At 72.5% G+C, this 12839-nt stretch carries 12 protein-coding genes; 11 read left to right on the forward strand and 1 reads right to left on the reverse strand.

The annotated features are described in order from the left end of the window. Positions 1–92 precede the first annotated feature (92 nt). From ABD346_RS17970 to ABD346_RS17980, 3 genes are read left to right on the forward strand one after another with little or no spacing between them, the layout of a single operon-like run. Positions 93–1148, forward strand: a complete 1056-nt coding sequence (locus ABD346_RS17970) for a hypothetical protein (RefSeq protein WP_344375916.1) — start codon at positions 93–95, stop codon at positions 1146–1148. Beyond that, positions 1145–2353: a type VII secretion-associated serine protease mycosin gene (gene mycP / locus ABD346_RS17975; protein WP_344375917.1), complete on the forward strand. Its 1209-nt coding sequence runs from the start codon at positions 1145–1147 to the stop codon at positions 2351–2353. Before ABD346_RS17970 ends, mycP begins: the two co-directional genes overlap by 4 nt. A gap of 43 nt (positions 2354–2396) precedes the next feature. Next, entirely contained in the window at positions 2397–3125 is a 729-nt protein-coding gene (locus tag ABD346_RS17980) for an SseB family protein (protein WP_344375920.1), read from the forward strand. Positions 3126–3166: 41 nt separating this feature from the next. On the opposite strand, the gene ABD346_RS17985 is transcribed toward ABD346_RS17980, so the two are convergent. Then, complete coding sequence (locus ABD346_RS17985; RefSeq protein ID WP_344375922.1) at positions 3167–3526, reverse strand: DUF1844 domain-containing protein; 360 nt, start codon at positions 3524–3526, stop codon at positions 3167–3169. Between the two features lie 348 nt (positions 3527–3874). Here ABD346_RS17985 and infC point away from each other — a divergent pair, with 348 nt between their 5' ends. The 8 genes from infC (at position 3875) to ABD346_RS18025 (ending at position 12731) form a co-directional block, all read left to right on the forward strand. Then, complete coding sequence (gene infC / locus ABD346_RS17990; protein WP_189962328.1) at positions 3875–4567, forward strand: translation initiation factor IF-3; 693 nt, start codon at positions 3875–3877, stop codon at positions 4565–4567. A 103-nt stretch (positions 4568–4670) separates the two neighbouring features. Continuing rightward, a complete protein-coding gene (rpmI, locus tag ABD346_RS17995) occupies positions 4671–4865 on the forward strand; it encodes a 50S ribosomal protein L35 (RefSeq protein ID WP_053723558.1) in 195 nt (64 codons plus the stop codon). Positions 4866–4969: 104 nt separating this feature from the next. Then, on the forward strand, positions 4970–5353 hold the full coding sequence (rplT, locus tag ABD346_RS18000) for a 50S ribosomal protein L20 (RefSeq protein WP_003970214.1): 384 nt from the start codon (positions 4970–4972) through the stop codon (positions 5351–5353). A 250-nt stretch (positions 5354–5603) separates the two neighbouring features. Next, on the forward strand, positions 5604–6458 hold the full coding sequence (locus ABD346_RS18005; RefSeq protein WP_344375924.1) for a TrmH family RNA methyltransferase: 855 nt from the start codon (positions 5604–5606) through the stop codon (positions 6456–6458). Between the two features lie 66 nt (positions 6459–6524). Continuing rightward, on the forward strand, positions 6525–7637 hold the full coding sequence (locus ABD346_RS18010) for a sensor histidine kinase (RefSeq protein WP_053723664.1): 1113 nt from the start codon (positions 6525–6527) through the stop codon (positions 7635–7637). Between the two features lie 146 nt (positions 7638–7783). Further along, positions 7784–8905 (forward strand): phenylalanine--tRNA ligase subunit alpha, encoded by a 1122-nt coding sequence (gene pheS / locus ABD346_RS18015; RefSeq protein WP_344375926.1) that lies wholly within the window; start codon positions 7784–7786, stop codon positions 8903–8905. Next, positions 8905–11433 carry a phenylalanine--tRNA ligase subunit beta gene (pheT, locus tag ABD346_RS18020; protein WP_344375929.1) on the forward strand — a complete coding sequence of 843 codons (2529 nt, stop codon included), beginning with the start codon at positions 8905–8907 and terminating at the stop codon, positions 11431–11433. Before pheS ends, pheT begins: the two co-directional genes overlap by 1 nt. 224 nt (positions 11434–11657) lie before the next feature. Beyond that, positions 11658–12731, forward strand: coding sequence for a PP2C family protein-serine/threonine phosphatase (locus ABD346_RS18025; RefSeq protein ID WP_344375930.1), 1074 nt, complete (start codon positions 11658–11660; stop codon positions 12729–12731). Positions 12732–12839 lie beyond the last annotated feature (108 nt).

A 12839-nucleotide genomic window follows, 5' to 3' on the forward strand; every position in this document is an offset into this window, starting at 1 on the left:
GCCGGTCTGCGCCCGCACAGGATCAGCCCGTAGAGTGACGCCCGAGCGGCAACGGGCTGAGCTGGACGGCAAGAGGGGCAAGAGGGGGGCGGATGAGCACCGACGCACGACCCCCGGGCACCCCTCAACTGCCGCCGCCCGCACCGGAGTCCGAGCCCTCCGGGGCTCCCGCGCCGGCCCTGCCGCCGCCCGCGCCCGAGGCGCCCGCGAGCCGGCTCCGCTCGGCGCTCGACCTGATCGATCCGGGACCGGTCCTCCCGAACACCCCCATACCGCCCAGATCTTCGACCCCGCCGCCCCCCGAGATACCCCCGCTGCCGGTCGCCCCGCCGAAGCCGCTGCTCCCGCCGGAACCGCTGTCCGACGAGCCGGGCCCGCTGCGGCCGGTGCCGGCCCGCAGGCCCGGGCGCGTGGCAGCCGCCGCCGTCTGTGTGGTCCTCGGCGCCGGACTGCTCGGCGGAGCGGCCGCGGGCACCTGGCTCGACGACGACTCCGACGGGCCCGCGGCCCGCAGCAACTACACCGCCGCCCGCGACCTGTGGCACAGCGTGCCCGTCGACACCCTCTTCCCGCGCACCATCCGGGGCACCGGCGCGGGCCCCGGCGGCGCCGACCGCGAATGGACCCGTATCGCGGTCGCCCCCGACGGCGACTGCGCGGATGCTCTCGACCCCCTGCTCCTCAAGGTCCTCGAACCGGTCGGCTGCGCCCGCATGGTGCGCGCCACCTATACGGACGCGACCGCCACCGGCGTGACCACCGTCGGCCTGGTCTTCACCCAGGCCGAGCCCGCCGCGATGACCGCCCTGGCGAACCGGTTCGCCAACGAAAAGCTGGGCGACCGGTCGGATCTGATGCCGCGCACCTACCCCGTCAAGGGCGGCGTGGCCGCCGCGTTCGGCGACAAGCAGCGCGCGAGCTGGACCGTGCGGGTCCTCACCGATGCCCCCGTGGTCGTCACCGCCGTCTCCGGCTTCGCCGACGGCCGCGCGATCGCGGCCCCCCAGTCCGCCGAACAGGCCACGGCCGACGGCGCGAGCGGCCCCGCGGCCGAGGCGGGCCTGGGCCACGACGCCAAGGGCATCGCCGACAACGTCGAACGCGGCCTGCGCAAGAAGGCCGCCGCAAGCCCGGAGCCCGCCCCGTGACCAAGCCATCCTCGACCGGGCCGTGCCGCCGGCTGCGCCGCACCGGCGCCCTCGTCACCGCCGCCTCCCTCACCCTGCTGCTCTTTGCCGCCCCGGCCCACGCCGACGGCATCCGCGACCGCCAGTGGGAGCTCACCGCCATGCACACGCAGCAGGCGTGGCGTACGACCAAGGGCAAGGGCATCACGGTCGCCGTCCTCGACACCGGCGTCGACGGCAGCCACCCCGACCTCGCCGGCCAGGTCCTGCCCGGCAACGACCTCGTCGGCTTCGGGGCCGGAAAGGGCAGCCGTGACTGGGCCCGGCACGGCACCGCCATGGCCGGCATCATCGCGGGCCACGGGCACGGCGCCGGAAACCAGTCCGGGGTGCTCGGCATCGCCCCCGAAGCCAGGATCCTGCCGGTCCGGGTCATCCTGGAATCCACCGACCCGGCCCGCAAACAGGCCCGCGAGACCAAGGGCGGCGCGCTCGCCGAAGGCATCCGCTGGGCCGCCGACAACGGCGCCGACGTCATCAACCTCTCGCTCGGCGACGACAGCGCCTCGGCGCACCCCGAACCTGCCGAGGACGCCGCGATCCAGTACGCGCTCGGCAAGGGCGCCGTGGTGGTGGCCTCCGCGGGCAACGGCGGCGACCAGGGCGACCACATCTCCTACCCGGCCGCCTACCCCGGTGTCATAGCGGTCGCCGCCGTCGACAAGAACGGCACCCACGCCTCCTTCTCCACCCGCCGCTGGTACGCCACCGTCAGCGCCCCCGGCGTGGACGTCGTCATAGCCGACCCGGACCGCAAGTACTACGAGGGATGGGGCACCAGCGCCGCCTCCGCGTTCGTCTCCGGCGCCGTCGCCCTCATACGCTCCGTGCACCCCGGCCTCAGCCCGGCGCAGATCAAGAAGCTCCTGGAGGACACCGCCCGCAATGCCCCCGAGGGCGGCCGCGACGACGCCCGGGGCTACGGCATGATCGACCCGGCCGCGGCCCTCACCGCCGCCGCCAAGCTGAAGCCCGCCGGACTGCGCTCGGAGTCCGCCGCGTACGGCACGACGTACTTCGGCGGCGGCCCCGACGCACCCGTCGCCTCCGACGACCCGGCGAACTGGCTGGCCCCGGTCTCCGCCGGCGGCGGCCTTCTGCTGCTCGCGACCGGCGTGGTCCTCTGGCGCTCGACCCGGGTCCGGACCCCGCGCGAGTGGCTCTGAGGGCGGGCGCGAAGGCCGCGGCGGGCCCGGATAGGCTCGTGACGTGGCGCTCAAGAACATCCCGGATTCCGGCTTCTCCGACGACGACGGCACTGCCGCCCCCGAACTGACCGAGGCGCTGGCCGCCTGGGCCGAGGACAGAGCGGCCGAACCGCGGGTGCTGGCCGCGCTGCGCACGGCCCGCCTGCTCGTGCCGGTCGTCGCGATGCTCGGCGAGAGCGAGATCGACGAAAACGGCCTCAAGCGCGAGAAGACCAGCGACATGGCCGTCCCCACCCTGAAGGCTGGCGACCGCACGGCGCTGCCCGCGTTCACCTCCATCGGGGCACTCGCGCTGTGGGACCCCGAAGCCCGGCCCGTCGCCGTCCCGCTGCAGCAGGCCCTTGCGGCCGCCGTGCACGAGAAGGCCGACACCGTGGTCATCGACCTCGCGGGCCCGGTCGCGTACGAGCTGAAGGGCGCGGCCCTGCTCGCCCTCGCGGAGGGCCGCACCAGCGCGGACCCGCTCCAGGACCCCTCGGTGATCGAGGCGGTCCGCTCGGCGGTGGCCGCCGTCCCCACGGTGATGCGGGCCCACCTCGGGCCCGGCAGCGCGGACGGCACGCTCGCCCTGGTCCTCGCCGACGGCGCGGCACCCGCCGACGCGGCCCGCGAGGTGGCCGAGCTGATCGCCGCCGACGAGACCCTGCGGGCCCGGCTCGTACGCGGCCTCGACCTGGCGCTGCTGCCGACGGGGGCCCCACAGCCGAACGAGCCGCTCTTCACCCGCTGAGGGGGGAGGAGCGGCTCGGCTCTCTTCGTCGACGCAGGGGCTCAGCCGAAGACGGCGCCCGTGTACTTCTCGCCCGGACCCTGGCCCGGCTCGTCCGGCACGATCGACGCCTCGCGGAACGCGAGCTGCAGCGACTTGAGGCCGTCGCGCAGCGGGGCGGCGTGGAACGACGAGATCTCGGTGGCCCCGGCGTCAAGGAGACCGGCCAGGGCGTGCACGAGCTTGCGGGCCTCGTCGAGGTCCTTGTACTGGTCGCCCTCCTCGGTCAGACCGAGCTTCACGGCGGCGGCGCTCATCAGGTTCACGGCGACCGTCACGATCACCTCGACCGCCGGAACCTCCGCGATGTCGCGGGCCATGGTGTCGAAGTCTGCGGGCTCTTTGGGGGGCGTCTCACTCATGCCCACACGATATGCGGTGCGCGCCGCTCCTCTTCCCGCGCACTCGATTAGCCCCTCTGTCCGGTTCCTGCTAACCTTGTGTAACGACCGGCCAGGCACGTGTGCCCGGCCCACAAGTGGAGGCTCCGATCTCCCACCCGACCACCCTCACGGGCGGCGGGTCATCCGGTCAGGTGGCCACCATCGTTCCGTACGGACGATGGAGCCGCCCGATGTGCGCCCCGCGGTAGACCGCGGCGGTGTTCCGGTTTTCTTGGAGCCCCGCCTGTGTCCGTCCGGGGCATTTTTTGTGCCTCGCGGCGGTTGGTCACGTCAATAGAGACGTACGCGGCTGTCTGCCAGACAGTCGTGTGGTGCTACCGAGGAGGATCCATCAGCGCCGAGCCCCGCATCAACGACCGGATTCGCGTTCCCGAGGTGCGACTTGTCGGCCCCAGCGGCGAGCAGGTCGGAATTGTTCCGCTTGCCAAGGCCCTGGAGCTCGCCCAGGAGTATGACCTCGACCTGGTCGAGGTCGCGGCGACCGCCCGTCCGCCCGTGTGCAAGCTCATGGACTACGGGAAGTTCAAGTACGAGTCGGCCATGAAGGCCCGTGAGGCGCGCAAGAACCAGGCGCACACGGTCATCAAGGAGATGAAGCTCCGGCCGAAGATCGACCCGCACGACTACGACACCAAAAAGGGTCACGTCGTCCGGTTCCTCAAGCAGGGCGACAAGGTCAAGATCACGATCATGTTCCGTGGTCGTGAGCAGTCCCGGCCGGAACTCGGCTACCGACTGCTCCAGCGCCTCGCTTCGGACGTGGAGGACCTCGGCTTCGTCGAGTCCAGCCCGAAGCAGGACGGCCGAAACATGATCATGGTTCTCGGTCCGCACAAGAAGAAGACCGAGGCGATGGCCGAAGCCCGCGAGGCCCAGGCGGCCCGCAAGGCGGAGCGCCAGGGTCAGTCGGCTCAGACGGAGGAGTCCGCCCAGGACGAGACCGTCGCCGAGGCGCCCGCCGCCGAGGCCACGCCGGCCGAGGAACCCGCCGAGGCCTGATTCCGGGACAGCCCGTTCCGGATATCAACCGATACATATGACGCTCCCGAGCGCCGGTCCCCGGACCGGCTGGGAGCGCCACTGACGAGGAGATAACGGCGCTATGCCGAAGAACAAGTCGCACAGCGGTGCCAGCAAGCGCTTCAAGATCACCGGCTCCGGCAAGGTGCTCCGTGAGCGCGCCGGCAAGCGCCACCTGCTCGAGCACAAGTCGTCCAAGAAGACCCGCTCGCTGACGGGCACGGTCGTCCTGGCTCCGGCCGACGCCAAGAAGGTCAAGAAGCTTCTCGGCAAGTGACGTTCCTCCGCCTCCGGATTCCGGAGGCGGAACGTCGAGACCGGGACCTATTCGATTTCGGGTCGTGTGAGTCCAACCACGGCCCCGCTACAAGGAGTTAACAAGTGGCACGCGTCAAGCGGGCAGTAAACGCCCACAAGAAGCGCCGGGCAATCCTCGAGGCGGCCTCCGGCTACCGCGGTCAGCGTTCGCGCCTGTACCGCAAGGCCAAGGAGCAGGTCACCCACTCGCTGGTCTACAACTACAACGACCGCAAGAAGCGCAAGGGCGACTTCCGTCAGCTGTGGATCCAGCGCATCAACGCCGCTGCCCGCCAGAACGGCATGACGTACAACCGCCTCATCCAGGGTCTGAAGGCCGCCAACATCGAGGTGGACCGCAAGATCCTGGCCGAGCTCGCGGTCAACGACGCCAACGCGTTCGCCGCGCTCGTCGAGGTGGCCCAGAAGGCCCTCCCGAGCGACGTCAACGCCCCGAAGGCCGCGTAAGCGCCTGACGGCTTGTTGAGCCGGACCGGACCCGCAGGCCATCGGCCTGCGGGTCCGTGCGTTCCGGAGACCCCGGCCTTCCCGGGCCGGCCCCGCTTTTGACCGCGGGTCGTGCGTGGCTGGTCGTTCCCCCAAGTTCTCGGCTTCGCTCGAACAGGGGGACCCCCATCGCGGCGGAGCCGCACATCGGCACCGCCCCGAGCCCCCGGCGGGACGCACCCCCGCTCCCTCGTAGAGAGACCGCGAGTACATGTCCAGCCCCGAGCTGATCTCCTCCCGTTCCCCCCGCGTCGCCGCCGCCAAGCGGCTCGCGCGGCGCAACTTCCGGGGCAAGGAGCGCCGGTTCATCGCCGAGGGGCCGCAGGCCGTGCGCGAGGCCGTCGAGCACCACAGCGACGGCGAGCCCACCCTCGTCGAGCTGTTCACCACCGTCGAGGCCGCCGAGCGGTACGCCGACATCGTGGCCGCCGCCGTGGACGCGGGCGCCCGCGTCCACTACGCCGACGACGAGGTGCTCGCCGAGGTCTCCCAGACCGTGACGCCGCAGGGCCTGGTCGGCGTATGCCGGTTCCTGGACTCCCCGTTCGAGGAGATCCTCAAGGCCGAGCCCAAGCTGGTCGCCGTGCTCGCGCACGTCCGCGACCCCGGGAACGCCGGCACCGTGCTGCGCTGCGCGGACGCGGCCGGCGCCGACGCGGTCGTCCTCACCGACGCCTCCGTCGACCTCTACAACCCCAAGTCCGTCCGTGCGTCGGTCGGTTCGCTCTTCCATCTGCCGGTCGCGGTGGGCGTCCCTGTCGAGCAGGCCGTCCAGGGCCTGCGGGACGCGGGCGTACGCATCCTCGCGGCCGACGGCGCCGGCGACGACGACCTCGACGCCGAGCTGGACGCCGGGACCATGGGCGGGCCCACCGCGTGGATCTTCGGCAACGAAGCCTGGGGCCTGCCCGAGGAGACCCGCGCACTCGCGGACGCCGTGGTGCGCGTGCCCATCCACGGCAAGGCCGAAAGCCTCAACCTCGCCACCGCCGCCGCCGTGTGCCTCTACGCCTCCGCTCGTGCGCAGCGTGCTGCCGGAGGGTGCCGCTCCGTCACCTCGTACTAGTAGTGTTGCGGGCTCGGGGGCCCACTCAGCGCTTCGGAGAGGTGGGATAGGGGGATGGCTGTCGGCATGAGCAGCATCGGCAACAGCACCGCGCTGTGCCCGTCCGGCCGTCCTGACGTCCTCGGCTTCGACCCGGACGACCTGCCCGACGGCATCGTCGTCGCCGACGACAAGGGGCAGGTGATCTGCTTCAACGCCGCCGCCGTCAGGATCACGGCGGTCGCGAAGCACGAGGCGCTCGGCTTCCCGCTGGAGCACGCGCTGCCCCTGGAGGACCTCAAGGGCCGCCGCTGGTGGCAGCTCACCGATCCGTACGGCGGCCTCGCCATCAGGGTCGGCCAGCCCGAACGCAATCTGCTGCTGCCCGGCGGCCGCGAAGTGCTGGTCTCCGCACGCTACGTACGCGAGCACCCGACCGGGCCCGTGCGCCGGGTCGTGGTCAGCCTGCGCTCCACCGAGGCGCGGCGGCGCACCGAACGCTCGCACGCCGAGCTGATCGCCACCGTCGCCCACGAGCTGCGCTCGCCGCTGACCTCCGTGAAGGGCTTCACCGCGACGCTGCTCGCCAAGTGGGAGCGGTTCACGGACGACCAGAAGCGGCTCATGCTGGAGACCGTCGACGCCGACGCCAACCGCGTCACCCGGCTCATCGCCGAACTCCTCGACATCTCGCGCATCGACTCGGGCCGCCTCGAAGTGCGCCGCCAGCCGGTCGACATCCCCGCCGCCGTCGGCCGCCACCTCCAGGCCCATGTCGCCTCCGGACAGTCCCCGGACCGCTTCCTGGTCCGCATCCAGCGGCCGCTGCCCGACCTGTGGGCGGATCCGGACAAGATCGACCAGGTGCTCGGCAATCTGCTGGAAAACGCGGTGCGCCACGGCGAGGGAACCGTCACCATTGAGGTGGCACCAGCGCCCGTCCGTATCGACGAGCACGACGAGAAGGGAACGGCCGTCACCGTGAGCGACGAAGGCCCCGGCATCCCGGAGGAGTCGATGGGCCGTGTCTTCACCCGCTTCTGGCGGGGGAGCAAGCGTGGCGGAACCGGGCTCGGCCTGTACATCGTCAAGGGCATCGTCGAGGCGCACGGCGGCACCATCACGGTGGGCCGCGGCCCCGGTGGCGGTGCCCAGTTCCGATTTATCCTGCCCGTCGCGGCTCCGGCGTATCTCCAGTAGATCGCCCCCGAGCCGCCCACGGGCGCAACCGCATTCCAGTACCCCGTTAGACTCGACCTTTGGCGCGTTTGTGTCCGCGCGCTATCGCGGTATCGCTTCGCGGTCGCGGGGACCCCCAGCCAAGACAATCGGAAGCACGGGAAGAGATGTCGGCACCCAATAAGTCGTACGACCCTGTCGAGGTCGAGGCACTGAAACCGGAAGAGATCGAGCGCATGCGGGACGAGGCGCTCGCCGCCTTCGCGGCCGCCGGCGACCTCGACGCGCTCGCCCAGGCGAAGACCGCGCACACCGGTGGTACCTCGCCCCTCTCGCTCGCCAACCGCGAGATCGGCGCGCTGCCGCCGCAGGCCAAGGCCGCGGCCGGCAAGCTCGTGGGCATGGCCCGCGGCGCCGTGAACAAGGCCCTGGCCGCGCGCCAGGCCGAGCTGGAGGACGAGCGGGATGCCCGGGTCCTGGTCGAGGAGGCCGTGGACGTCACGCTGCCCCACGACCGCGTTCCGGCCGGCGCCCGCCACCCGCTGACGACGCTCTCCGAGCGCATCGAGGACGTCTTCGTGGCCATGGGCTACGAGGTCGCCGAGGGCCCGCAGGCCGAGGCCGAGTGGTTCACCTTCGACGCGCTCAACATCGGCCCGGACCACCCGGCCCGCACCGAGCACGACACGTTCTTCGTGCAGGGCCCGGACGGATCCGCCAACTCCGGTGTCGTGCTGCGCACCCACACCTCGCCCGTGCAGATCCGCTCCATGCTCGACCGCGAGCCTCCGGTGTACGTGATCTGCCCCGGCCGGGTGTACCGCACCGACGAGCTGGACGCCACGCACAGCCCGGTCTTCCACCAGGTCGAGCTGCTCGCCGTGGACGAGGGCCTCACCATGGCCGACCTCAAGGGCACCCTCGACCACATGGTCAAGGCCCTGTTCGGCGAGGACATGAAGACGCGCCTGAGGCCGAACTTCTTCCCCTTCACCGAGCCGTCCGCCGAGATGGACATGGTCTGCTACGTCTGCCGCGGCGAGTCCGTCGGCAACCCGGACCGGCCCTGCCGCACCTGCTCCAGCGAGGGCTGGATCGAGCTCGGCGGCTGCGGCATGGTCAACCCGAAGGTGCTCGCCGCCTGCGGTGTGGACCCCGAGAAGTACAGCGGATTCGCCTTCGGCTTCGGCATCGAACGAATGCTGATGTTCCGCCACAACGTCGAAGACATGCGAGACATGGTCGAGGGTGACGTCCGGTTCACCCGGCCGTTCGGGATGGAGATCTGATGCGGGTCCCGCTTTCCTGGCTGCGGGAGTACGTCGACCTCCCCGCCACCGAGACCGGCCGCGATGTGCAGGCCAAGCTCGTCGACGGCGGCCTGGAGGTCGAGACCGTCGAGCAGCTCGGCCAAGGGCTCAAGGGCCCGCTCGTCGTCGGCAAGGTCCTCACCATCGAGGAGCTGGAGGGCTTCAAGAAGCCCATCCGCTTCTGCACCGTCGACGTCGGCCAGGCCAACGGCACCGGTGAGCCCCAGGAGATCGTCTGCGGCGCCCGCAACTTCGCGGTCGGCGACAAGGTCGTCGTGGTGCTGCCCGGCGCCGTGCTGCCCGGCGACTTCGCGATCGCCGCGCGCAAGACGTACGGCAGGACCTCGCACGGCATGATCTGCTCCAGTGACGAGCTCGGCATGGGCCCGGACACCACCGGCGGCATCATCGTGCTGCCCCCGGAGCACGAGGTCGGCACCGACGCGATCGCGCTGCTCGAACTCGTCGACGAGGTCCTCGACATCGCCGTCACCGCCAACCGCGGCGACTGCCTGTCGATGCGCGGCGTCGCCCGCGAGACCGCCATCGCCTACGGCCTGCCGCTGCGCGACCCGGCGCTCCTCGACGTGCCCGCGCCCAACTCGTACGGCTACCCGGTGAAGGTCGCCGACCCGATCGGCTGCGACCGCTTCACCGCGCGCACCGTGACCGGCCTCGACCCCGAGGCCCGCTCCCCGATCTGGCTGCAGCGCCGGCTGCAGAAGGCCGGGATGCGCCCGATCTCGCTCGCCGTCGACATCACCAACTACGTGATGATCGAGCTCGGCCAGCCGCTGCACGCCTACGACCGCACCCTGGTCGACGGCCCCATCGGCGTGCGCCGCGCCGAGCCGGGCGAGCTCCTCACCACCCTCGACGGCACCAAGCGCAAGCTGGACGCCGCCGACCTCGTCATCACCGACAACCGGGGCCCCATCGGCCTCGCCGGGGTGATGGGCGGAGCCAACACCGAGATCGCCGACTCCGTCACGGACCCCGGGACCGGCGAGGTCAAGGGCACCACCGAGGTCGTCATCGAGGCCGCGCACTTCGACGCGGTCGCCATCGCCCGTACCGCGCGCCGCCACAAGCTGACCTCCGAGGCGTCCAAGCGCTTCGAGCGCGGCGTCGACCCGCAGGCAGCGTCCGCCGCCGCCCAGCGGACCGTCGACCTGCTCGTGCTGCTTGCGGGCGGAACGGCCGAGGCCGGCGTCACCGAGATCGTCTCGCCGTCCGCGCCGCGCACCATCTCCATGCGCGCGGACCACCCGGACCGCGTCGCGGGCATCGAGTACGGCCGCGAGACCGTCGTACGCCGCCTCCAGGAGGTCGGCTGCGACGCGTACGGGCAGGACGAGCTCGTCGTGACCGTGCCGTCCTGGCGCCCCGACCTCACCGAGCCGAACGACCTGGCCGAAGAGGTCATCCGCCTGGAGGGCTACGCCAACCTGCCCTCCACGCTGCCCAAGCCGCCCGCCGGACGGGGCCTGACGGAGCGTCAGCGCCTGCACCGCAGGGTCGGCCGGGCGCTCGCCGGCGCCGGATTCACCGAGGCGCCGAGCTACCCGTTCGTCGCCGAGTCGGTCTTCGACCAGCTCGGTCTCGACAAGGACGACGCCAACCGCTCCGTCGTGAAGCTGGTCAACCCGCTCAGCGACGAGGAGCCGGCGCTGCGCACCACGCTGCTGCCCGGCCTCCTCGCCACGCTGCGCCGCAACGACGGCCGCGGCAGCCACGACCTGGCGCTGTTCGAGACGGGCCTGGTCTTCCACCCGTCGGCGAACCCGGGCGTCGCGGCCCGGCTGCCCGTCGACCGCCGTCCCACCGACGACGAGATCGCCGCCCTCAACGCCGTGCTGCCCGTGCAGCCGCGCCACGTGGGCGCCGTCATCGCCGGTGCGCGCGAGCAGGCCGGCTGGTGGGGCAAGGGCCGCCCGGCCGACTGGGCCGACGCGATCGAGGCCGCCCGCACCGTGGCCCGCGAGGCGGGGCTCGAACTCGCCGTGGAGAAGGGCCAGTACGGCCCCTGGCACCCGGGCCGCTGCGCCGAGCTGTACGTGTTCGTCGAGGGTGTGAAGACCCTCGCCGGGTACGCCGGTGAGCTGCACCCGCGCGTCGTCAAGGCGTTCGGGCTGCCCGCCCGCAGCTGTGCGATGGAGCTCGACCTCGACGTCGTCGAGCGGGCCGGAGAGGGCGCCGTGCAGGCGCCGAGCATCTCCACCTTCCCGGTGGCCACCCAGGACGTGGCGCTCGTCGTCGACGCCCAGGTCCCGGCCGCCGCCGTGGAGGACGCGCTGAGCGCCGGCGCCGGTGAACTCCTGGAGTCCATCCGGCTGTTCGACGTCTACAGCGGCGAGCAGGTCGGCGAGGGCAAGAAGTCGCTGGCCTACGCGCTGCGGTTCCGCGCGGCCGACCGCACCCTGACCGTCGAGGAGGCCACGGCCGCCCGCGACGCGGCGGTGACCCGCGCGGCCGAGGCCACGGGCGCGGTGCTGCGCGGCGCCTAGCCCGCACGAGCACGCACCGAGAGGGGCGCACCGGGATTCCCGGTGCGCCCCTCTCGCCGTCCACGGACGAGCCGTAGCCGCCTCACTCATTCGGGTGAGAAGTCCGGTCGACTGCGCACAAGGGCGCGGACGATCGACAGAATCAGTGCGGCCGTGCAGGCCGGTGCGGCCTCCGGCCCGAGCGGTCGGTGCAATGAGCGCGCAAGGCCAGGGGGGCCGACGGCATGATCCGTACACCGGGATGGATCTCGGCCTGCGCGGCCGCACTCCGCTCCCGCCGGGCCCTCGGCCTCGCCCTGGGCCTGCCGTCCGGCTGGCTCGTCCTGGTCATCGCCTGGCAGCTGGCCTGCCCGCTGGCCCGCTCGGACCGCATGGGCCTGCGGATCGCGACATGCCTGGGCTTCCTGATCGCCGTGGTGTGGCTGGCCAACGGCGTACGGGCCACCGCCGAACGGGAGTTGCGGCGGATCCGGCACATCGCCGAGGTCGCCCAGCGGGTGCTCCTGAGGCCACTGCCCTCGCGGCTCGACGGGATCGCGCTCGCCGCCGGCCAGCTCTCCGTGAGCCGCGGCGCGTCGATCGGCGGCGACCTCTACGAGGCGATGTCGACGCCGTACGGGGTGCGTGTCGTGATCGGCGACGTACGCGGCCACGGGCTCGGTGCGATCGGCGCGGTCGCCGCCGTGCTCGGCAGCTTCCGCGAGGCCGCCTACGACGAGCCCCAACTGGCGGGCGTCCTGCGGAGATTGGACCGGGCGCTGGCCCGGCACCTGCGCGAGCGCTGCCGCGCCGAACACCCCGCTGCGGGCGGCTGTGAGCCGGACAGCCCGCTCGCCGAGGAGTTCGTCACCGTACTGCTCCTGGAGATCCGCCCGGGCGGCGAGGTGTACGCCCTCAACTGCGGGCATCCGTGGCCCCACCGGCTCTGCCACGGAGCCGAGCCGCTCACGCCCGGCGACCCGCTGCCGCCGCTCGGGCCCTTCCCGCTCCCGGCCGAACTGGCCCCGATGCGCTGCACCCGGCTGCTGCCCGGCGAGGCGCTGTGCCTGCACACCGACGGCGCCGAGGACGCGCGGGACGGAGCCGGGCGGTTCTTCGCGCTGCGCGAGGCCCTCGCCCACGCGGCCCGCACCTCGCCGGTGTCCCCGGCGGACGTCGTCGAGCAGGTCCAGCGCGCTCTCCTGCGCCACACCCGCGGACGGCTCTCGGACGACGTGGCCCTGCTGGTGCTGCGCAACGACCGGGTCCGGGTGCCCGCCCAGCCGACCGGCAGCGGGGCGGCGGGTGTGCACCGCTGACCGTGGGGCGCCGCCACCCTGCCGGGAGTGCCGGGCAGCGCGGACAGGGCGGACGGCGCCGGGAGCGGGCCGCCGCACTGTTCGAGGGGGAGCCGGCGGCCCGGTCGC

This window comes from Streptomyces mauvecolor (assembly GCF_039532965.1).
In the GTDB taxonomy this organism is placed as follows: domain Bacteria; phylum Actinomycetota; class Actinomycetes; order Streptomycetales; family Streptomycetaceae; genus Streptomyces; species Streptomyces violascens.

Coding starts and splice junctions, on each gene's coding strand:
- ABD346_RS17970 (WP_344375916.1), top strand. CDS start 93: ATGAGCACCGACGCACGACCCCCGGGCACCCCTCAACTGCCGCCGCCC.
- ABD346_RS17985 (WP_344375922.1), bottom strand. CDS start 3,526: ATGAGTGAGACGCCCCCCAAAGAGCCCGCAGACTTCGACACCATGGCC.
- rpmI (WP_053723558.1), top strand. CDS start 4,671: ATGCCGAAGAACAAGTCGCACAGCGGTGCCAGCAAGCGCTTCAAGATC.
- ABD346_RS18005 (WP_344375924.1), top strand. CDS start 5,604: ATGTCCAGCCCCGAGCTGATCTCCTCCCGTTCCCCCCGCGTCGCCGCC.
- ABD346_RS18010 (WP_053723664.1), top strand. CDS start 6,525: ATGAGCAGCATCGGCAACAGCACCGCGCTGTGCCCGTCCGGCCGTCCT.
- pheS (WP_344375926.1), top strand. CDS start 7,784: ATGTCGGCACCCAATAAGTCGTACGACCCTGTCGAGGTCGAGGCACTG.
- pheT (WP_344375929.1), top strand. CDS start 8,905: ATGCGGGTCCCGCTTTCCTGGCTGCGGGAGTACGTCGACCTCCCCGCC.
- ABD346_RS18025 (WP_344375930.1), top strand. CDS start 11,658: ATGATCCGTACACCGGGATGGATCTCGGCCTGCGCGGCCGCACTCCGC.